Annotated in this window: 22 protein-coding genes; 12 read left to right on the forward strand and 10 right to left on the reverse strand. The window is 58.3% G+C overall.

Features of this window, described 5'->3' with window-relative positions:
* Nucleotides 1–76: 76 nt before the first annotated feature.
* A complete protein-coding gene (locus ACSQ13_RS04710; RefSeq protein ID WP_176250163.1) occupies nt 77–316 on the reverse strand; it encodes a hypothetical protein in 240 nt (79 codons plus the stop codon).
* 106 nt (nt 317–422) lie between these two features.
* Between ACSQ13_RS04710 and ACSQ13_RS04715 the strand changes: the two genes are divergently transcribed.
* Nucleotides 423–707 (forward strand): DUF2312 domain-containing protein, encoded by a 285-nt coding sequence (locus tag ACSQ13_RS04715; protein ID WP_176250162.1) that lies wholly within the window; start codon nt 423–425, stop codon nt 705–707.
* A 146-nt stretch (nt 708–853) separates the two neighbouring features.
* Nucleotides 854–2,185, forward strand: coding sequence for a trigger factor (tig, locus tag ACSQ13_RS04720; protein WP_176250161.1), 1,332 nt, complete (start codon nt 854–856; stop codon nt 2,183–2,185).
* 119 nt (nt 2,186–2,304) lie between these two features.
* Here the strand turns inward: tig and ACSQ13_RS04725 are convergent, their stop codons facing one another.
* The 4 genes from ACSQ13_RS04725 to rpsF form a co-directional block, all read right to left on the reverse strand.
* Entirely contained in the window at nt 2,305–2,787 is a 483-nt protein-coding gene (locus ACSQ13_RS04725) for a transglycosylase SLT domain-containing protein (protein ID WP_373027917.1), read from the reverse strand.
* Between the two features lie 220 nt (nt 2,788–3,007).
* A complete protein-coding gene (gene rplI / locus ACSQ13_RS04730) occupies nt 3,008–3,628 on the reverse strand; it encodes a 50S ribosomal protein L9 (protein WP_176250160.1) in 621 nt (206 codons plus the stop codon).
* Between the two features lie 11 nt (nt 3,629–3,639).
* Nucleotides 3,640–3,867 (reverse strand): 30S ribosomal protein S18, encoded by a 228-nt coding sequence (gene rpsR, locus ACSQ13_RS04735; protein WP_005852865.1) that lies wholly within the window; start codon nt 3,865–3,867, stop codon nt 3,640–3,642.
* A 29-nt stretch (nt 3,868–3,896) separates the two neighbouring features.
* Nucleotides 3,897–4,259: a 30S ribosomal protein S6 gene (rpsF, locus tag ACSQ13_RS04740; protein ID WP_008228007.1), complete on the reverse strand. Its 363-nt coding sequence runs from the start codon at nt 4,257–4,259 to the stop codon at nt 3,897–3,899.
* Nucleotides 4,260–4,555: 296 nt separating this feature from the next.
* Between rpsF and ACSQ13_RS04745 the strand changes: the two genes are divergently transcribed.
* Both ACSQ13_RS04745 and ACSQ13_RS04750 read left to right on the forward strand, forming a co-directional pair.
* On the forward strand, nt 4,556–5,050 hold the full coding sequence (locus ACSQ13_RS04745; protein ID WP_176250159.1) for a hypothetical protein: 495 nt from the start codon (nt 4,556–4,558) through the stop codon (nt 5,048–5,050).
* Between the two features lie 162 nt (nt 5,051–5,212).
* A complete protein-coding gene (locus tag ACSQ13_RS04750; protein ID WP_176250158.1) occupies nt 5,213–5,788 on the forward strand; it encodes a YceI family protein in 576 nt (191 codons plus the stop codon).
* Between the two features lie 76 nt (nt 5,789–5,864).
* Here the strand turns inward: ACSQ13_RS04750 and ACSQ13_RS04755 are convergent, their stop codons facing one another.
* A complete protein-coding gene (locus ACSQ13_RS04755; RefSeq protein WP_295511946.1) occupies nt 5,865–7,073 on the reverse strand; it encodes a cytochrome b/b6 domain-containing protein in 1,209 nt (402 codons plus the stop codon).
* A 140-nt stretch (nt 7,074–7,213) separates the two neighbouring features.
* On the opposite strand from ACSQ13_RS04755, the gene fabD reads away from it, so the two are divergent.
* The 8 genes from fabD (at nt 7,214) to cysE (ending at nt 16,444) form a co-directional block, all read left to right on the forward strand.
* Nucleotides 7,214–8,146, forward strand: coding sequence for an ACP S-malonyltransferase (gene fabD, locus ACSQ13_RS04760; RefSeq protein ID WP_176250156.1), 933 nt, complete (start codon nt 7,214–7,216; stop codon nt 8,144–8,146).
* Between the two features lie 11 nt (nt 8,147–8,157).
* Nucleotides 8,158–8,895 carry a 3-oxoacyl-[acyl-carrier-protein] reductase gene (gene fabG, locus ACSQ13_RS04765; protein WP_295511943.1) on the forward strand — a complete coding sequence of 246 codons (738 nt, stop codon included), beginning with the start codon at nt 8,158–8,160 and terminating at the stop codon, nt 8,893–8,895.
* Nucleotides 8,896–9,096: 201 nt separating this feature from the next.
* Nucleotides 9,097–9,330 (forward strand): acyl carrier protein, encoded by a 234-nt coding sequence (locus ACSQ13_RS04770; protein WP_005852881.1) that lies wholly within the window; start codon nt 9,097–9,099, stop codon nt 9,328–9,330.
* Between the two features lie 176 nt (nt 9,331–9,506).
* Complete coding sequence (locus ACSQ13_RS04775; RefSeq protein ID WP_176250154.1) at nt 9,507–10,040, forward strand: GNAT family N-acetyltransferase; 534 nt, start codon at nt 9,507–9,509, stop codon at nt 10,038–10,040.
* Nucleotides 10,041–10,126: 86 nt separating this feature from the next.
* Nucleotides 10,127–11,386, forward strand: a complete 1,260-nt coding sequence (gene fabF / locus ACSQ13_RS04780) for a beta-ketoacyl-ACP synthase II (protein WP_176250153.1) — start codon at nt 10,127–10,129, stop codon at nt 11,384–11,386.
* On the forward strand, nt 11,386–12,570 hold the full coding sequence (gene mltG, locus ACSQ13_RS04785; protein ID WP_295511940.1) for an endolytic transglycosylase MltG: 1,185 nt from the start codon (nt 11,386–11,388) through the stop codon (nt 12,568–12,570). The genes fabF and mltG overlap by 1 nt, the downstream gene beginning before the upstream one ends.
* Before the next feature lie 725 nt (nt 12,571–13,295).
* Nucleotides 13,296–15,515 carry a baseplate megatron protein TIM-barrel domain-containing protein gene (locus ACSQ13_RS04790; RefSeq protein WP_435988246.1) on the forward strand — a complete coding sequence of 740 codons (2,220 nt, stop codon included), beginning with the start codon at nt 13,296–13,298 and terminating at the stop codon, nt 15,513–15,515.
* 116 nt (nt 15,516–15,631) lie between these two features.
* Nucleotides 15,632–16,444 (forward strand): serine O-acetyltransferase, encoded by an 813-nt coding sequence (cysE, locus tag ACSQ13_RS04795; protein ID WP_176250137.1) that lies wholly within the window; start codon nt 15,632–15,634, stop codon nt 16,442–16,444.
* Nucleotides 16,445–16,611: 167 nt separating this feature from the next.
* On the opposite strand, the gene ACSQ13_RS04800 is transcribed toward cysE, so the two are convergent.
* The 4 genes from ACSQ13_RS04800 to ACSQ13_RS04815 all read right to left on the reverse strand — a co-directional run bounded on the left by ACSQ13_RS04800 (nt 16,612) and on the right by ACSQ13_RS04815 (nt 20,781).
* Entirely contained in the window at nt 16,612–17,916 is a 1,305-nt protein-coding gene (locus ACSQ13_RS04800; protein ID WP_176250136.1) for a pyruvate dehydrogenase complex dihydrolipoamide acetyltransferase, read from the reverse strand.
* Between the two features lie 12 nt (nt 17,917–17,928).
* The gene (locus ACSQ13_RS04805) at nt 17,929–19,296 is read right to left on the reverse strand and encodes a pyruvate dehydrogenase complex E1 component subunit beta (protein WP_295511938.1); all 1,368 of its coding nucleotides are present in this window, start codon (nt 19,294–19,296) and stop codon (nt 17,929–17,931) included.
* A gap of 3 nt (nt 19,297–19,299) precedes the next feature.
* Nucleotides 19,300–20,310, reverse strand: a complete 1,011-nt coding sequence (pdhA, locus tag ACSQ13_RS04810) for a pyruvate dehydrogenase (acetyl-transferring) E1 component subunit alpha (RefSeq protein WP_176250134.1) — start codon at nt 20,308–20,310, stop codon at nt 19,300–19,302.
* A gap of 171 nt (nt 20,311–20,481) precedes the next feature.
* The gene (locus tag ACSQ13_RS04815) at nt 20,482–20,781 is read right to left on the reverse strand and encodes an FtsB family cell division protein (RefSeq protein WP_295511937.1); all 300 of its coding nucleotides are present in this window, start codon (nt 20,779–20,781) and stop codon (nt 20,482–20,484) included.
* Between the last annotated feature and the right edge of the window lie 76 nt (nt 20,782–20,857).

Raw genomic sequence — 20,857 nt, forward strand, 5'->3', positions numbered from 1 at the left:
CGCAAAGCGGCCCGCGTCGCCATAATACATAAAGTTTTTTGAATGTGTGGCAAGAAGCAAATCACAAAGACTGCGATTAGCCCAGCATGATCCCGATCACGACCATCATCAGCCCGATCACCGACAGAAACAGCGCGCCAAGGTTTAGCGGCAGCGCTTTTTGCAAGACCAGCCGCATGTCATCCTCGGGCAGATTGGCGCGTTTTGCGCGCATCACGGTGACGATACACCAAACAAGGCCAAAGAATCCCACCAGCGAGATCAGCGCGCCGGCCCAGATCAAGATGTCGAACAGAGAAGTTGATGCATTTTCCATGAGGCGCGGGCTACCTCAATTGGCAAGGTATCGCAAGTGTGGCTTGCGGCAGGGCAGGTGCGGCGTTAGTCAGGGCGCTGACCCTTTCCAGACACAGGACCCCGCAATGAGCGACAGTGCCACCAACCCCGAATCCGCCGACGTCGTTGGCGATGCGACCTACCGCGTCACTGCAAACGAGCTTCGCCAGTTCGTTGAACGGATCGAACGCCTTGATTCCGAAAAGAAAGATCTGGCAGAGCAGCAAAAAGAGGTCATGGCCGAGGCGAAGTCCCGCGGCTATGACACCAAAGTGCTGCGCAAGGTGATTGCCCTGCGCAAACGCGACAAGGACGATATCGCCGAAGAAGAAGCGGTGTTGGAGATGTATAAAGAAGCCTTGGGCATGTGATGTGCCAACGGGGGGGGGGGTGGAAAACGACCCGCCCTGACACGCCAGAGCCAAATCCGCTTGCGCCCAAGCGCAGGCCCAAATAGAAGAGCGGAAATTTTTCCGCCCGCGCCAATAATCGCGCGGCCTTACCCTATGGAGCAAACATGCAGGTCAACGAGACGCTGAACGAAGGTCTGAAACGCGGCTATGCCATCACTGTGACAGCAGCTGAACTGGAGGCCAAGGTCAACGAGAAGCTGGCCGAAGCACAGCCCGAAGTCGAAATGAAGGGCTTTCGCAAAGGTAAAGTACCTATGGCGCTGCTGAAAAAGCAGTTCGGCCAAAAGGTTATGGGCGAAGCCATGCAGGAAGCCATTGATGGCGCCATGCAAGAGCACTTTGAAAAATCCGGCGATCGCCCTGCGATGCAGCCTGATGTAAAGATGGCCAACGAAGACTGGAAAGAAGGCGACGATGTCGAGGTCACAATGACCTACGAAGCACTGCCCGAGATCCCCGAAGTTGATCTGACCTCCATCACGCTTGATAAAATGGTTGTCAAAGCTGACGATGCGGCCGTTGACGAAGCGCTGGCAAACCTTGCCGAAACCGCACAGGATTTCAAATCGCGCAAAGCTGGCGTGAAATCCAAAGACGGCGACCAGATCGTGTTCGACTTCCTTGGTAAGGTTGACGGCGTTGCGTTCGACGGTGGTGCCGCCGAGGATTATCCTTTGGTTCTGGGCTCCAACTCCTTTATCCCCGGTTTCGAAGAGCAGCTGGTCGGTGTTGTTGCGGATGAGGAAAAGAACGTTACCGTTTCTTTCCCAGACGATTACCAAGCGCCTCACCTTGCTGGCAAAGAAGCCGTGTTTGAGTGCAAAATCAAAGACGTCAAGAAGCCTGTTGCCGCCAAGATCGACGACGAGCTGGCCACCAAATTCGGTGCCGAAGACCTTGCTGGCCTGAAAGGTCAGATCGCCGAGCGTCTGGAAGCCGAATACATGGGCGCATCGCGCGCTGTCATGAAACGTGGTTTGCTGGACGCGCTGGACAAGCTGGTCAGCTTTGACTTGCCACCGTCCTTGCTGGATGCCGAAGCGGGCCAGATTGCGCATCAGCTGTGGCACGAAGAGAACCCTGATGTTCAGGGCCACGACCACCCGGAAATCGAAACCACAGAAGAGCACAAGACTTTGGCCACACGTCGCGTTCGTCTTGGCCTGCTGTTGGCAGAGCTGGGTCAGAAGGCCGAAGTTCAGGTAACAGACGCCGAAATGACCCAAGCGATCATGAACCAGGCGCGCCAGTACCCGGGCCAAGAGCGTCAGTTCTTTGAATTCGTTCAGCAAAACCAGCAAATGCAGCAGCAGCTGCGTGCGCCATTGTTTGAAGACAAAGTCGTTGACTATGTGTTCGAGCAGGCAACTTTGAACGAAAAAGAAGTGTCCAAAGAAGATCTGCAAAAAGCCGTTGAAGCACTGGAAGACGAATAAGTCTTACCGCTTTGATACGCTGAATTAGAAAAGGGCCATCCGGTTGGGTGGCCCTTTTGCTATTTGGCGGGGGCGGAATTTTTCAAAAATTCCGGGCCGGAAAATTTGAAATTTTCCGGTCAGCCTTTGCGCAGGCCGGTCTCTACCAGCATGTTTCGCCGTTTTGCTTCGTAATAGTAGCCGCGGGCGTACCATTTGATTGCGGTCGCGTGATCGCCGTCTGCCAGCAGCCATGCACCGCGCAGATATTTGACACCGTATTTCAGGTTTAGGTCTGGGTTCAGCAAGTCGTCAGCGCTGCCCTGAAACCCCATCCCTCGGGCTGTGGCAGGCAGGATCTGCAACAGCCCGAAATAGGGCCCGTTGCGCGCCTCAGGGCGGTGTGTGCTTTCGCGGATGGCCAGCTTGTGGACCAGCGGGCGGGGCACGTCGTAGAAGTCGGCCCATTTGTTGATCAGGCTGCGCAGTTCAGGCGTCTCGTTCGGATAGAGCTGCATTTGCGGGGCCGGGGCGGGGGGCGCTGGTGGCGTAGTGGCACAAGCAGCAACGCCTGTGCTGCATATGAGCATCAGGCACAAAAGACGGCGAGAGATGTTTGGCATTTGAAAACTCTGGTTTTTGCTTTGGAGACCCTACATCGGTTGACGTGCGCTGCAACCTTGGCGGTTTGCATGGGCAAATGGTCGCCGAAACTGCCCCTGAATGAGCGTAGAAGCGCAGATGGGTGAGCCAAGAGGGCAGGCCCTACGAGGGGCGGCCAAAAGAAAACGCCGCCCCCGAGTGATCGGGAGCGGCGTCAATTTTTCTTGGACGGGGAGAGACTTAAGCTTTCGCTTCGTCGTCTTCCTGCGCTTCAACAGCTTCGGCCAGATCTTCGTCATCATTCGCGGCAGAGCCGATATCGTCGAACAATTCAGAGATTTCGAACTCTGCTGCGGCTTCTTCTTCCGCGGCCAGTTCCTGGATCGATTTGCCTGCGGCCTGAAGTTCGGCCTCTTCAACGGAACGTGCGACGTTCAGCTGAATGGTGGCTTCGACTTCGGGGTGCAGATTGACTGTTACATCGTGCAGGCCCAGATCTTTGATCGGGTTGCGCAGAACGACCTGCTTGCGGTCGACTGTGAAACCTTCGGCTGTTGCAACGTCGGCTGCGTCACGTGTTGTAACCGAACCGTACAAAGCACCCGAATCGGAAGCGGAACGGATCACAACGAACTGCTGACCGTTCAGCTTGTCCGCCATGGATTCGGCTTCTTTTTTGGTCTCGAGGTTTTGCGCCTCAAGCTGTGCTTTCTGGCCTTCAAAGGCTTCGATGTTGGCTTTGGAAGCCGACAGCGCTTTGCCTTGTGGCAGCAGATAGTTGCGTGCGTAGCCTGGCTTTACGTCCACGACTTCGCCCATTTGACCAAGCTTGGCCACACGTTCCAGAAGGATAACTTGCATGTGCTTTCTCCTTACTTAACGGCGTAGGGCAGCAAGGCGAGGAAGCGGGCGCGTTTGATGGCACGGGCCAATTCACGCTGCTTTTTCGCAGAGACTGCTGTGATGCGGGATGGTACGATTTTGCCGCGCTCAGAGATGTAGCGCTGCAGAAGACGTGTGTCTTTGTAATCGATTGCCGGTGCGTTGTCGCCCGAGAAGGGGCAGACTTTACGACGGCGGAAAAATGGTTTTGCGGCCATGGTTTATGTCCTTTCTTTCAAGCTGATGATCAACGGCGCTCGCGGCGTTCGCCGCGCTCGGGGCGTTCGTCACGTTTTTGCATTTGAACGGATGGCAGTTCCTTATGCTCATCAACTTTGATGGTCAGAACGCGCATTACGTCGTCGTGCAAACGCATCAGACGCTCCATTTCCTGAATTGCGGTCGCAGGGGCGTCCGAACGCAGGAAGGCATAGTGGCCCTTGCGGTTTTTGTTGATCTTATAGGCCATCGTTTTGACGCCCCAGTATTCGCTGTCGACGAGCTTGCCGTCGTTGTCAGCCAAAACTGTGCCAAAATGTTCGATAAGGCCTTCTGCTTGCGTGTTGGACAAGTCCTGACGCGCAATCATAACATGCTCATAAAGCGGCATGTGCACTCCTATTTATATCAAGGCGCATTTCATAGGCGAGGCAAGAGCGTTTTGCGGCCTCACCACGAGAGTCTGCGCGGTTCAAAAGATGATGCAAAACGAAGGGTCGATATACACGGTTTCGCGTGCGGGGCAAGGGGCAATACAGACGGCCAGGCGGGCGGGCTTGCGCATTTCGTGCAATTGCCCGGTGTCTGACACGATGCTTCCTTTTTACGGCCTTATTTTGCCGCGATCTCTGGACCTAAGGAAAGGTCGCATCGGACAGGTGGCCAACAAGAGGCAAAGGGTAACATATGTCAGCAACATCCGATTTCATGACCGGCAGCGCAAGCTATCCGGGGGCAAACGGGTCTTCGGACGGGCTTCGGACCATTGTTTGCATGTTGCAACGGCTCTTGGGTATTTCGATGATTGCGGCGGCATCGGGGCTTTGGGTGTTGCCGGGCGCGGATTTCAGCGGCGATGTGATGCTGATGAAGATGGGCCTGTCGACAATTGCGCTGCTTTTGGGGTTCTGGCTGGTCTTCGCAGTCCGGCCCACCGCCCAGACCGAGGTCGAACTGGATGTGTCGCGGTCCGAACTGCGCATTCTGCGGCCCGGTGCGATGGGGGCCATGTTGGTGGTGTATAGCAGCAGATTTGATCAATTGGGCCGGGTCGAGAACTCCGAGAATGTGTTGAAGTTCTGGGATCAGCAGGGCGAATTTCTGGCTGATGTGCATGTGACCGAACCGAAAACCATGGATTTTCTGGTTTCGGGTCTGCTTGACGCAGGGGTCAGGCTTTAGAAACGGCACCAGGTCTATGCGGCCAAAAACCGCGCGAAACCTGCGCCGTGTTGTACCCTGACTGTTCATTCCTGCGCAGACAGTGTTTGACCTTGATGGATTGTTTACGTGACCATAAGTCGCAATTGTGGGTCATACATAATTGCAACCTGGAGTATCGCCATGACTTTCAAATCCGTTCTTCTTGCCTCTGCGCTCGCGTTTGGGGCCACATCTGCATTCGCTGCCGAGAAATACGTTCTTGACGCCAGCCACAGCCAGATCGTTTTCACCTATAACCACCTTGGTTTTTCCACCACCACATCCATGTTCAGCGGATTTGACGGCGAAATCATGATGGACGCGGCAGAGCCTGCGAATTCTTCCGTGTCGGTATCGTTTCCCGTGATGGACATGATCACCGGCTGGCAGGCCCGCACCGATCACTTCATGTCCGATGACTTCTTTGGCGCAGCCGACGGCGACATGGTGACATTCGCATCGACCGGTATCGAAGTAACTGGCGAGACGACCGGCCTGATCACTGGCGACCTGACCATGAACGGCGTGACCAAATCGGTTGTTCTGGACGCAAAGCTGAACCAGATGGGCGACCACCCGATGGCGGGCAAGCCTTGGGCCGGTTTTGATGCCACAGCGACTGTTCTGCGCTCTGACTTCAACCTTGGCAAATTCGCGCCATTCGTCAGCGACGAAGTGCAAATCGACATCTCGATCGAGGCAATGAAGGCTGAGTAAGCCTTACTACGATCGTTGAAATTGAAAACGCCGGGGCAATGACCCCGGCGTTTTTATGTCTGGATGGTAGGTGTTGTTATTGCGCGGGGCGGGTGGCGGTCAGTCTGATCTCGATTGTGACCTCAAACCCCAAGGTTGCCGTGTCGGTCACATCCTGACCGATCGCAAAGGCGCGGCGGTCCAATGTGGTGGTGCCGCGCATCACCGCCCGGTCGTCACTGACCGACAGGGTAAAGGGCAGGGACACCGGCACCGACTGGTCCTTGATGGTGAGCGTGCCATCGGCCAGATAGCTGTCGGAGGCGACATTGATATCGGCCTCAAACGTGGCAGTTGGGAAGTTGTCGGCGTTAAAGAAATCAGGGCCCATCGCCTGACCGGTGACCGACCCCATGGTGAGTGACGGGATGGAAATGGTCGTCGTGACCGTGCCCGCCTTGCCGATTTGCACGGTTTCGTCAAAGGCGATGGCCGAGGTCCAGTCAGCAAAGCTGCCTTCGACGGTTGAGCCGAACTGGCTGACGGAAATGGTGATTGTGCCGTCCTCCACCGTCCATTCGGAGGCCACCTGTTCCAATGCCGGTGCCTGGGATGCCTCTGCGCCTTGCTTGTCGCCCGCAATGCCCAGGCCGAACCCGACAACCAGGGCCGCGACCCAGATCGCAAGGGCGGTCAGGAAGGGCGCGCTGCTGTGGTGTTGTGCGGGCATGGGGCCGATGGGCGGCTCTCCGGGGAGCATGCGGCGCAGGGTCGAATCGCGGTCGATCACGTGATGCTTGAGCGCGCCTGCGACATGCAGGACGACTGCGCCAATCAGGACCTTGCCTGAAATTACATGCACCGCGCCAAACAGATGTTCGATGGAGGTGCTTTTGGGGACCAGCGGCAGGTTCTGGCCAAACGGCCACCAGATCGGCGCGAAACCTGACGCCGCGGCGTGGCTGATCCAACCGGCAAGCGGCACAATCACGATCGAGCCATAAAGCACCCAATGCACGGTTTCAGCCAGCCAGCGTTCCAGCTTTTTATCGGCGTTCAACAGGCCGGGTTTGGGTTGGCTGATGGCCCAGATGATCCGCAGCAAGGCCACGAAAAACACCGTGACGCCCATGGTTTTATGCAGGGAAAAGAACCACGCTTTCTGGGTCAGCTGGATCTGTGTTTCATGGGGGAGATCCTCGGCGAACATGCCGGATGCAATCAGCGACAGGATCAGCAGGGCGGTCAGCCAGTGAAAGAATTTCGTAACGCCGCCGTAGCGGATTGCTGTGTTGCTAAGGGCCATCTTGGTCTCCGGTTTCATTCGGGTTCACTGTAATTGATTCCAGGTGCCAGACAATCTGGATATCCGCACAGGGGCGGTGCAGGCTTGTTTGCGCGCAGCCCACGCGGTAAAGCCGTTCCAATGAAAAACGGGGGGACCTTATGAGCATTGCATTCGTATATCCGGGCCAAGGCGCGCAAACCATCGGTATGGGCCGCGATCTGGCAGACGCCTATCCGGCAGCCAAGGCTGTCTTTGACGAGGTCGACGAGGCGCTTGGCGAGAAGCTGTCGACATTGATCTGGGAAGGTGACGCCGAGGCGCTGACCCTGACCCAAAACGCGCAACCTGCGTTGATGGCCACATCGATGGCGGCAATGGCCGCGTTGAACGCCGAAGGGATCACGGTCGAGAAAGCCGCCTATGTTGCGGGCCATTCCTTGGGGGAATATGCAGCACTTTGTGCGGCGGGCACGTTTTCGCTGGCCGATACCGCGCGGTTGCTGCGCATCCGTGGGCGCGCCATGCAGGCCGCTGTGCCGGTCGGGCAGGGGGCAATGGCCGCGTTGCTGGGGCTTAGCTTTGAGCAGGCCGAACAGGTCGCAGCCGAGGCCGCCCAAGGCGAAGTCTGTCAGGTCGCCAACCAGAATGATCCCGCGCAGAATGTTGTATCGGGCAGCAAGGCCGCCGTTGAACGCGCGCTTGATCTGGCCAAGGCGGCAGGGGCAAAGCGGGCCTTGTTGTTGCCTGTCTCTGCACCGTTTCACTGTGCGTTGATGGCCCCCGCAGCCGAGGAAATGGCCGGCGCGCTGGCCGATGTGACCATGCACGCGCCAAAGGTGCCGGTGGTTGCGAATGTGATCGCGCAAGCTGTCAGCGACCCGGACCAGATTCGCAAATTGCTGATCGAACAGGTCACCGGGCAGGTGCGCTGGTTGTCGTCGGTTGAATGGATGGGCGCGCAGGGCGTGACCGAGATTTGGGAGATCGGCGCGGGCAAGGCCTTGTCCGGCATGATCCGCCGCATCAACAAAGACATCGCTTGCGTGAATGTTGGCACCGCGGCAGATGCCGCTGCGATGAACCAGAAATAAAGGACGGGTATATGTTTGATCTGACAGGAAAAAATGCGCTTATCACAGGTGCGTCCGGTGGCATTGGTGCGGATATCGCACGCAGTTTGCATGCGCAGGGTGCGACCGTCGGGCTGTCTGGCACACGGACAGAGCCGCTGGAGGCGCTCAAGGCCGAGTTGGGCGAGCGCGCCCATGTGCTGCCCTGTAACCTGAGCGATATGGACGCGGTCGAAGCCCTGCCCAAGCAGGCGATCGAGGCGATGGGATCGGTTGATATTCTGGTCAACAACGCCGGTATCACCCGCGACAACCTGTTCATGCGCATGTCGGATGATGAATGGAATTCGGTGATCAACGTCAACCTGACCGCGACCTTCAAGCTGTGCAAAGGCGTGATGCGCGGCATGATGAAATCGCGTTGGGGCCGGATCGTGAACATCTCGAGCATCGTGGGGGCGACGGGCAACCCCGGTCAGGCCAATTATGCCGCGTCCAAGGCGGGCATGGTGGGGATGTCGAAATCACTGGCCTATGAGGTCGCCAGCCGTGGGATCACGGTCAACGCGATTGCGCCGGGGTTCATCACAACGGCGATGACCGAAAAGTTGACCGATGATCAGAAAGCGGGAATCATGGCGCAGATTCCGGCGGCCCGCATGGGCGAGCCATCCGAAATTGCTGCCGCTGTCGTTTATCTTGCCAGTACGGAAGCCGCCTATGTCACAGGAACGACCTTGCATGTGAACGGTGGTATGGCCATGTTGTGACCTCGCGCTGCAAAGCGTTTGCCAAAGCTGCGTCTTATGCTAAAGGAGGCGCAGATTTGAATTTGGGAAGGCTTGATTGCCCCCCATGCCTTGTGTCAACAAGGACCATAGCCGCCCTTCGGGGCACGATCCAAACGGGCCTTTCGGCTTTGGGCGGAAACAGAAGAGGGCAAGAGTTGCCCGAATGAATGAGGACTGATTATGAGCGACGTCGCAGACCGCGTAAAGAAGATCGTTGTAGAGCACTTGGGTGTTGAAGAAGACAAAGTTGTCGAGAACGCATCGTTCATCGACGATCTAGGCGCAGACAGCCTCGACACTGTTGAGCTGGTGATGGCGTTCGAAGAAGAATTCGGCATCGAAATTCCTGATGATGCGGCTGAAAACATCCAGACTTTCGGCGACGCCGTAAAGTTCATCAAAGAAGCTTCCTAAGCTTTGCGCCGTTGACCCGCCTGGCGGGTTGGTCGGCAGAATAATTCTGAAACGGCGTTCTTCCACAGCGGAAGGGCGCCGTTTTTCATTTGCGCGGTTGGTTCTTGCTTGTCTCAGGGGGCGGGCTTGGGTGACAGTGGGGGCACAAAACAATCAGCGTGAAAGCAATTCACCATATGTCCCGAGCTGTCCCGACGATCAACACTGCCAGACTGACCTTGCGGGCCATGCGCTCAGAAGACTTCGCGCGCTATGCCGAAATCTGGGCCACGCCCGAGGTTGTCACCCATATCAGCGGCAAACCCTGGCCCAAGGCGCGGTCTTGGGACGCGTTTTTGCGCAATGCGGGGCATTGGCAGATTGTCGGATTCGGGCAATGGGCGATCCAGCCGCATGGCACCCGCGAAATGGCCGGGCAAACCGGATTTTTCTTTGGGTCGCGCGGATTCGGGGATGATTTCGACCCTTTCCCCGAGGCCGGTTGGGTCTTGGCCCCCGATGCGCAAGGCTGCGGATTGGGGCTGGAGGCTGCGAAAGCTGCCCATGACTGGTTTGATCGCGTGGTCACGGGGCGCACGGTTTGCATGATTGATGTGCAGAACAAAGTGTCGCTGCATCTGGCGCAGGCCTTGGGTTATGTCGCGCTGCGCGAAGTTGCGGTCGAGGGCACGGATGTGTGCCTGATGACGCGCAAAGGCCCGCCCGTCTGAAATCGAAGCGATGCATCGCGTCTTGAAATTCGACACGCTGCCAAGGTATAGCCGGTTAACGCACAAAAACACCAAGGGGCTTGGATATGCGCAGAGTAGTGGTGACAGGTTTGGGGCTAGTGACGCCGTTGGCCGATGGGGTCGAGGCCAGCTGGTCCAGAATTTTGGACGGTCAATCGGGCGCAGGGCCGATCACGGGCTTTGATGCCAGTCGTTTGGTCACGCAATACGCTTGCGAGGTTCCTCTTGGTGATGGCACCGACGGCACGTTCAATGCCGACAAATACATGGAGCCGAAAGAGCAGCGCAAGGTTGATACGTTCATCATGTTCGGTGTTGCCGCTGCCCAGCAGGCGATCGAGGATTCAGGTTGGTTGCCCACCGACCGCGAAGATCAGGAACGCACCGGTGTTCTGATCGGGTCGGGCATTGGTGGTCTGAATTCCATCGCCAACACGGCCATCATGATGCATGAAAAAGGCCCGCGCCGCGTCAGCCCGTTCTTTGTGCCCGGCGCGTTGATCAACCTGATCTCGGGGCAGGTGTCGATTCGCTATGGCTTCCGTGGTCCGAACCATTCGGTTGTGACGGCCTGTTCCACCGGGGCCCATGCCATCGGCGACGCAAGCCGTTTGATCATGCATGGCGACGCCGATGTGATGATTGCAGGCGGGGCCGAGGCCGCGATTTGCGAAATCGGTATTGCCGGCTTTAACGCGTGCAAGGCCTTGTCGACCAAACGTGGCGACGACCCCAAGAAAGCCAGCCGTCCCTATGATGCGGACCGTGACGGTTTCGTCATGGGCGAAGGGGCGGGCATTGTGGTGCTGGAAGAATACGAGCACGCCAAAGCGCGCGGTGCCAAGATTTACGCCGAAGTGCTGGGCTATGGTCTGTCTGGCGACGCTTATCACATCACTGCACCTGCCGAAGATGGTGACGGCGCTGAACGGTCCATGCGCAGTGCCTTGCGCGGTGCGGGGCTTGAGCCAAAAGACATCGACTATATCAACGCGCATGGCACATCGACCATGGCGGATGTGATCGAGCTGGGCGCGGTCGAGCGGATGTTGGGGGATGCTGTCGGCGGCGTCACCATGTCTTCGACCAAATCCGCCACGGGGCACCTGCTGGGGGCCGCCGGCGCGATCGAGGCGATTTTCTCGATCCTTGCGATCCGTGATCAGGTGGCACCGCCCACCATCAACCTGGACAATCCTGCGGTCGAGACAAAGATTGATCTGGCACCGAACAAGAAGGTCGAGCGCAAGATTGATGTCGCGCTGAGCAACTCGTTCGGGTTTGGCGGCACCAACGCGAGCGTGTTGTTCGGAAAGATTTCCTAATGTGGAGACATATTGCGTCTAACGCAGTGACGTTCCTGATTTTGGCGCTGTTCCTTTTGGGGGGCGTCATTATCTGGGGCCGGGGGCAGTATGACGCGCCCGGACCGCTGTCGCAGGCGATTTGTTTGCAGGTCGAGCGTGGATCGAACATGCGGGCTGTCGGCGATAACCTTGCCGAGCAGGGCGCGGTGCGTTCGGCGTCGATTTTCCGGCTTGGGTCCAAGTATGAAGAAAAGACCAATGATCTGAAGTTCGGCAGCTATCTGATCGAGCCCGAAGCCAGCATGAAAGAGATCGTGGACACGGTCACACGGGGCGGGGCCAGCACCTGCGGTACCGAAGTCGTGTACCGCATCGGGATCAACCGGATCAGCACGCAGGTGCGCGAATTGGATCCGGCAACCAGCCGTTTCGTGGAGCGGGCCGAGTTCACACCCGGTGTGGATGAGGTGCCCGAGGTTTACACCCAGACCAAAGCCCAGGCCGACACGCGGTACCGTATCGCCATGGCAGAAGGTGTGACCAGCTGGCAGGTGGTCGAGGCGTTGAAGTCGATTGATTTGCTGGAAGGCTCCGTTGATGCGGTGCCTGCTGAGGGGACGTTGGCACCGGACAGCTATGAGGTGCGGCAAGGTCAGGATCGCACTACGGTTTTGGCGGCGATGCAAGCCTCGCAAGAGCAGCGTTTGGCAGAGGCATGGGAAGCGCGCGACCCCGGTCTGCCGATTGAAACCCCCGAAGAAATGCTGATTTTGGCGTCGATCATCGAAAAAGAGACTGGTGTGCCCGAAGAACGTCGGCAGGTGGCAAGTGTGTTCATCAACCGTTTGAACCAAGGGATGCGGTTGCAGACCGACCCCACGGTGATCTACGGGATCACCAAGGGCGAGGGTATTCTGGGCCGTGGTTTGCGCCGCAGCGAGCTGCGTGCAGAGACGCCGTATAACACCTATGTCATTCCGGCATTGCCGCCCACGCCGATTGCAAACCCCGGTCTTGCGAGCCTGATGGCGGCGGCGCAACCCGTTGAAGAAAAATATGTTTTCTTTGTTGCGGACGGCACGGGCGGACATGCTTTTGCGGTGACGCTGGAGGAGCATAACCGCAATGTCGCAGCCTGGCGCGTGATTGAAGCCGAGCGTGGTGCAGCAGCGGCGGGCAACGCATCAACGGGGGGAGACTGACCTTGGGGTTGGCCTTGTGAGTGGGGTGGGGATTTTAAGAATTCCTTAACCATCGTAAGGGGTTGGAAGGTTTCGGTAACTTTGTTTTCCTTGACTTTGCGACCGCTCTGACGTAGATATCTAGGCATGCTAGACGAAATGGGCAAACGGCCCCGGATTAATTTCCGGTGGCCGTTTTTTCGTGTTCGCTCGGATTTGGAGGTTCCAAACGAGAGGTAAGAGCAAAATGACTATGATTACCCCGGAGCAAGAGATTGCGACGAGCGAAGAGCATTTCAAAGCGCTTCAATCGGCAATCCGCGACCTGCGTCGTGAAATCGAGAGCCTGAGAGAACAGGCCACATCCGGGGAGGAACTGAACGAAACTGCGGCGTCAAAGGCACTGGGTAAAGCCAGCGGCATGGTGGCGACCTGCGTCAAAGTGGAGAGTTATCTGAATGACTGTAGGAACAGACAAGCGGGCATTGCTCGAGGGGGGTATGCCCTTGATCTTGACCGGGCACGGGCTGAGATCGGGTGCAAGCTGGATCGGCTCCGCCGATGCGGCGCTGCAAGACCAGTTTCTGAATGAACTGGATGAGGGAGAGCTTATGGCTCTCCCTTTTTTATTCGAGTTCTGGGCGATGCCGCATCAGCTGCCGCCCGAAGGCGCGTGGCGGTCTTGGGTGATCTTGGGCGGGCGGGGTGCGGGCAAAACCCGTGCCGGTGCCGAATGGGTAAGGTCGATGGTCGAAGGTGCGCGGCCCCTGGATGCGGGGCGGTGCCGCCGCGTGGCGCTGGTGGGCGAGACGATCGAGCAGGTGCGCGAGGTGATGATCTTTGGGGATAGCGGCATTCTGGCCTGTTCGCCTGCGGACCGCCGGCCTGATTGGGAGGCGACACGCAAGCGGCTGGTCTGGCCCAATGGTGCGGTGGCGACGGTGCATACGGCCCATGACCCCGAAGGCTTGCGCGGGCCACAGTTTGACGGGGCCTGGGTTGACGAATACGGTTGTGCCGCGATAGACAAGGGCACCAACCAGCCGAATAAATTTCTGGACCTCAAAAGCTCGGAGAGCAGCCTGCCGCACCATTCGACCGGCGCGCGGGACGATCTGCTGCAAATGCAATATCTGCGCGCCTTTACCGACTATTGGTCGGACCCCGCGCATAATCCGGTTTCGACAGAATATGGCGCACCGATGATTGATATGTCGCGTGCATTTGTCTGGGCTTGGGATACGCGGCCCTATCCGTATTTTCCCAACAACCGCAATCTATGGAGCGACGGGCAGAATTATGCGCGGGGGCACTGGCTGAACGGGCGGTCGTCCTCGCAACCGCTGTCGGCGGTGGTCGCGCAAATCTGTCGCCGTGCGGGGCTTGAGGCGTTTGATACGTCGGCGCTTTATGGTGTTGTGCGGGGCTATGCCGTGGATCAGGTCAGCGATGCGCGGGCAAGCCTGCAACCGCTGATGTTGCGCTATGGGTTTGACGCGGTAGAGCGGGGCGGTGTGCTGCAATTTGTGATGCGCGACGGGTTGAATGCTGTGCGTCTGGATCGGACCTTGCTGGCGGTCAGCAATGATTTGAACGGTAGCATGGAGCAGACCCGCGAAGCACAGGCCGAAATCGCCGGCCGTGTACGTCTGCGGTTTGTGCAGGCCGACGGGAATTTCGACACCCTCGCAGAGGAAGCGGTTCTGGCGCAGGACGCAACCCACGCAATCGCCGCGTCCGAATTCAACATGGCCCTGACCCGTGCAGAGGGGCGTCAGGTGATCGAACGTTGGTTGACCGAGGCGCGGGTGTCGCGCGAAACGGTCCGGCTGGCCTTGCCGCCCTCGATGCTGTCCGTCGGGGCTGGGGATGTGATCGAACTGCCCGCCGACGGGGAGGAAGCCGACGCGCTGTACCGCATCGACCGTGTCGAGCAGGGCGAGCTGCAATTGGTCGAGGCGGTGCGGATTGAACCCGAAGTCTATGATCCCGCCCCGTTTGATGACGAACTTGCCGCGCTCAGGCCGTTTTCAGCGCCTGTGCCGGTCACCGCATTGTTCATGGATCTGCCGTTGCTGCGCGGGGACGAGGTGCCACACGCGCCCTATGTCGCCACAACTGCGCAGCCTTGGCCGGGCAGTGTCGCGGTTTACGGGGCTGCTACGGACGAAAATTATCAATTGAACAAAGTCCTGCCAATCCGCGCGACAATGGGCGTCACCGAAACCGATATGGCCGCATCGCGTGCGGGGGTTTTGGATCATGGCAGCGTCTTGCAAGTGCGGCTGACCAGTGGCGCGCTGGAAAGCGTTGATATCCCGGCCTTGCTTGGCGGTGCAAATCTGGCGGCGATCGGGGATGGAACGGCGGACAACTGGGAGGTTTTCCAGTTTGGCGAGGCGGACCTGGTAGCCCCGAACACCTATTGGTTGACCAAACGGCTGCGCGGGCAGGCGGGGTCTGATGCGCTGATGCCGCCTGTCTGGCCTGTGGGATCGCAATTCGTTTTGCTGAACGGCGTGCCCTCGCAACTGGCCCTAAGCCCCAATTTGCGGCGCATTGTCCAGAATTACCGGATTGGCCCTGCGCGGCGCGGCTATGATGATCCGTCTTATATCCACCGTTCCCAAGCCTTTGATGGCAATGGGTTGCGGCCACTGCGCCCCTGTCACCTGCGCTGCACGACGACCCAAAGCGGCAAGACCTTTGACTGGATCAGGCGCACCCGCATAGACGGGGACGGGTGGGACACGATTGAGGTGCCCTTGGGCGAAGAAACCGAGCAATACCTTATCCGTGTGTCGCAAAACGGGCAGGTCATCCGCGAGACCCGAACCAATGGCCCGACCTGGCATTATGATGATTCCGTGCAACTGGCCGATGGTCTGGCGGGGGCGGCCCTGATTTCGGTTGCGCAGGTGTCGGCCAGCTATGGCATAGGGCCCGCGGCGTCGGTGGTGATCTGATGTCGTCCCAAGGGAGGCGGGGTTTGGATCATGGATATTGATACGGGTGATCAAGGCTTTGCGTTTGGCACTTTGCGCGGAAATGATATATTGTCAGGACAAAGAAGGATATTGTCATGGCAGAACCGCGCAGAAATATTGCATCCGTTGACCCTGTTTGGGATCAGATCCTGACCGAAGCGCAGAAGGCTGTGCGCGATGAGCCGTTGATGGGCGGCTTTGTCCATGCGTGTATTTTGCACCATAAATCCATCGAAAAAGCACTGTCCTACCGAATTGCGGCCAAGCTGGCATCGAATGAAATGTCGATGATGGTTGTGCGTGAAATGGTGCAGGAAGCCTATGCAAGTGATCCATCGCTGATCAAAGCGGCCCGTGCCGATCTGGTCGCGATCTATGAGCGCGATCCTGCGTGCCACCGTTTGTTGCAGCCGATCTTGTATTTCAAGGGCTATCAGGCTGTTCAGGCCTACCGGGTCGGGCATCACCTGTGGATGAAGGGCCAGTATGATCTGGCGTATTTTGTTCAGATGCGGGTCAGCGAGATTTTCGGCGTCGACATTCACCCGGCTGCCAAAATCGGCAAGGGCATCATGATCGACCATGCGCATTCTGTGGTGATCGGGGAAACCGCTGTGGTGGGCGACAATGTGTCGATGCTGCATTCGGTGACGCTGGGCGGGACGGGCAAAGAGGAACAGGACAGGCATCCCAAGATCGGAGATGGTGTGTTGATCGGTGCCGGGGCCAAGGTTCTGGGCAATATCACCGTCGGGCATTGCAGCCGGATCGCAGCGGGTTCAGTGGTGCTTGAGGCCGTGCCGCCATGCAAAACCGTTGCCGGCATTCCGGCGCGTGTCGTAGGCGAGGCGGGCTGTGACCAACCTTCGATCTTGATGGACCATATCATCGGCCCGCAAGGCGACTGAGGTTTTTACCGATCCGCTGTAAGAAAATGGAAAAGCCGGGATCAGATGATCCCGGCTTTGTTTCTATTATAAGAGGGGGGCTGTCTGCCCCATCCCTTTGAAAAGAAGAAGGGGGGCTGTCTGCCCCCCAAGCCCCCCCGAGGATTTTGGTCCATTTGGATTTGGGGTCAGGCCAGCATGGTCATGGGGTTCTCAAGGTTGTCCTTGATTGCCGTCAACAGCTGCGCGCCGAGGGCCCCGTCGATAACGCGGTGATCTACTGACAAGGTGACCGACATCACGGTGGCCACTGCCAGTTCGCCATCTTTTCCGACGACAGGTTTTTTCACGCCCGCGCCAACGGCGAGGATCGCGCCATGGGGCGGGTTGATGACCGCATCGAAGTTATCAATGCCGAACATGCCAAGGTTGGAGATCGCAAAGCTGCCGCCCTGATATTCATGCGGTGCAAGTTTGCGGTCGCGGGCACGGGTGGCGAGGTCTTTCATTTCAGCCGAGAGGGCCGAGAGCGATTTATTCTCGGAATCTTTCAGCACAGGGGTGAACAGCCCGCCGTCGATGGCCACAGCCACAGCCACATCTGACGGTTTCAGTTTCAGAATGCGGTCACCGGCCCAGACTGCATTGGCATCGGGCACGGCTTGCAGCGCCAGGGCGCAGGCCTTGATGATGAAGTCATTGACCGACAGTTTCACGCCGCGGGTTTCGAGTTGTTTGTTCAGGTCAGCCCGGAACGCCATCAGGGCATCCAGCTGGATGTCCCGGCGCAGATAGAAATGCGGGATGGATTGTTTGGCTTCGGTCAGGCGCGACGCGATGGTTTTGCGCATGCCGTTGAGGGTGATTTCCTCATACGCGCGGCCTTCGTACATTTTCATGACGGCGTCGGCGGATGGGCCTGCGGCGAGCGCGGGTTTGGCGGCTGCTGCGGCTGCGGCCGGGGCTGCTGCTGCGGCTTTCGGGGCGTCGGATTTGGACAGGCCTTCGACATCGGCTTTGACGATGCGGCCATGGGGGCCGGAGCCTGTGACTTGGGACAGGTCCAACCCTTTGTCCGCAGCGATGCGCCGCGCCAACGGGGTTGCGAAAATGCGGGTGCCGTCGCCTGACTTAGGTGCCGCAGGCGCAGTAGGTGCCGCAGGGGCAGGCGCGGATGCCGCTTGCGACGCAGGGGCAGGGGCGGATGCGGCGGCGGGGGCAGAGGCTGCACTGATGTCGCTCGCGCTTTCGCCGTCTTCCAGCAGCACAGCAATCGGCGTGTTCACTTTCACGCCTTCGGTGCCATCCGCGACCAGGATCTTGCCGATGACACCTTCGTCGGTGGCCTCGAACTCCATCGTGGCCTTATCGGTTTCGATTTCGCACATCACATCGCCAGAGGACACGGTGTCGCCCTCTTTGACCAGCCATTTGGCCAATGTGCCTTCTTCCATTGTGGGGCTGAGGGCGGGCATGAGGATTTCTATGGGCATGTGGTCCGCTCCTTATTTGTAAGTGACTTTTTTGACCGCTGCGATCACGTCATCCGTGGTCAGCAGGGCCAGCTTTTCAAGGTTCGCTGCATAGGGCATGGGCACGTCCTTGCCTGTGCAGTTGATCACCGGCGCGTCCAGATAATCGAACGCTTCTTGCATGATCACGCTGGTGATGTAGTTGCCAACAGAGCCTTGCGGCCAGCCTTCCTCGACGGTGACGCAGCGGTTGGTCTTCATCACCGATTTGATGATGCTGGCGGTGTCCATCGGGCGCAGGGTGCGCAGGTCAAGGACTTCGGCGTCGATGCCTTCGGCGGCCAGTTTCTCAGCGGCTTCAAGCGCATAGGTCATGCCGATGCCAAAGCTGACGATGGTCACATCGCTGCCTTCGCGCCAGATGCGGGCCTTGCCGAACGGGACGGTGTAGTCTTCGACATCGGGGACATCAAAGCTCTTGCCGTACATGATCTCGTTTTCAAGGAACACGACGGGGTTCGGATCGCGGATCGCGGATTTCATCAGGCCTTTGGCATCGGATGCGGAGTAGGGCATCGCCACCTTGAGGCCGGGGATTTGCATGTACCATGCCGCGTAATCCTGGCTGTGCTGTGCGCCAACACGCGCCGCAGCACCGTTGGGGCCACGGAACACCATGGGCGCACCCATCTGGCCACCGGACATATACAGCGTCTTGGCGGCAGAGTTCAGGATGTGGTCAATCGCCTGCATGGCGAAGTTCCAGGTCATGAATTCCACGATCGGACGCAGGCCACCAAAGGCCGCACCCACACCAATACCGGCAAAACCATGTTCCGTGATCGGGGTGTCAATGACGCGCTTGGCACCAAATTCATCCAGCAACCCTTGGGAGATTTTGTAAGCGCCCTGATATTCGGCAACTTCCTCGCCCATCAGGAACACGTTTTCGTCGCGGCGCATTTCTTCGGCCATACCGTCACGCAAGGCTTCGCGCACGGTCTGCTTTTTCAGCTTGGTACCTTCGGGCCAATCGGGGGTGGTGTCGGTTTCGGGCGCGGCGGGCGCTTTGGCCTCTGCGGGTTTGCTTGGCGCTGAGGGGGCAGGGGCCGCCGCTGGCGCATCAGATGAAACGCTGTCAGCGGCAGAGGCATCTTCGCCTTCTTCCAGCAGCACGGCAATCGCGGTGTTCACCTTGACGCCTTCGGTGCCTTCGGCGATCAGGATCTTGCCGATCACACCTTCATCGACGGCCTCGAACTCCATCGTGGCCTTGTCGGTTTCAATCTCGCACATGACGTCACCAGAGGACACGGTATCGCCCTCTTTAACCAGCCATTTGGCCAGCGTGCCTTCTTCCATGGTCGGGCTCAGGGCGGGCATAAGAATTTCGGTTGCCATTTATTATGCCTCCTGCGGGACTTCAGTTGCGTAAATATCTGTCCAGAGCTCTTCCGGGGCGGGCTCGGGGCTGGTCTTGGCGAATTCGGCGCTGTCGTTGACGATCTTCTTGATCTCTTTGTCGATCGCCTTCAGATCGTCTTCGCTTGCGTATTTATTCTCGAGCAGGATGTTGCGGACCTGTTCGATCGGGTCACGCTCGTCGCGCATTTTCTGCACTTCTTCGCGGGTGCGATACTTGGCCGGGTCCGACATCGAATGGCCACGGTAGCGGTATGTCTTGATCTCGAGGATATAGGGGCCGTCGCCGCTGCGCGCGTGTTTCACAGCACGTTCGCCGGCATCCTTGACCGCCAGCACATCCATGCCATCGACCGCTTCGCCGGGGATGCCAAAGGCCTTGCCACGTTCCCAGATTTCCGCGCTCGAGGTCGAGCGTTGCTGAGAGGTGCCCATGGCGTATTGGTTGTTCTCGATCACGAAGATCACCGGCAGCTTCCAAAGGGCCGCCATGTTGAACGTCTCGTAGACCTGACCCTGGTTCGCGGCACCGTCGCCGAAATAGGTAAAGGTGACGTTGTCATTGCCTTTGTACTTGTCGGCAAAGGCAACACCCGCGCCCAAGGGCACGTTCGCGCCCACGATGCCGTGGCCGCCGTAAAACTTTTTCTCTTTCGAGAACATGTGCATGGAACCGCCCTTGCCGCGCGAATAGCCACCTTCGCGGCCCGTCAGCTCGGCCATGACGCCGTCAGGGTTCATGCCACAGGCCAGCATGTGACCGTGGTCGCGGTAGGTGGTGATGCGGCTGTCACCTTCTTTGGTGGTGGCCTCAAGGCCGACAACAACGGCTTCCTGCCCGATATAAAGGTGGCAAAAGCCGCCGATCAGACCCATGCCATAAAGCTGGCCCGCCTTTTCCTCGAACCGCCGGATCAGCAGCATGGTCTTGTAATAGGCCTTCAGCTCATCGGCACTGGCATTGGTTTTCTTGGTCGGTTTCTTGGCAGCCATGAGGCAAATCCTCCGTAACGTTGTCCCGCGCACGCGCAAATTAGTTTAGCGTTAAACTATCTAATAACGGATTCGAACATTGATAGCGAGAGGCTTTTGCCCGGAACCTTAAAACTGTGCTGTCAGGCACATTTGATTGGCACGATCACGGGCGGTGCAAAAGACGGGGGGTTAGCGGATGACGATCTCGTCGGTGCGGATCATGCCCAGAACCTTGCGGGTCTGTTCGTCCAGCAAATCAAGGTCGAGATAATCGTCCGACAGGCGCGCGGTCAGGTTTTCCATGCGCGTCACATCGGTCTGGACCTGGGTCAATTGCAGCTTGAGGTCTTGCGCGTCGGCCACGATCTCGGCGCGGCGAAACAGGCCGAAATTACCCTGCACGGCGGCGAATGCGAAATACAACGCCAGCCCGAAAGCGATCGAGAAAAACAATAGGGTGCCGAATGCGGGGCGGGGGGGTCGGTTCATCTGGGTCTGCCTCAAACCGTCTCTTGGTGGACGTGGCACCAGTATGACACAGGCGATTCGCAAAGGGAATCCCCTG

It is taken from the genome of Sulfitobacter sp. SH22 (genome assembly GCF_965641905.1).
Lineage (GTDB): Bacteria > Pseudomonadota > Alphaproteobacteria > Rhodobacterales > Rhodobacteraceae > Sulfitobacter.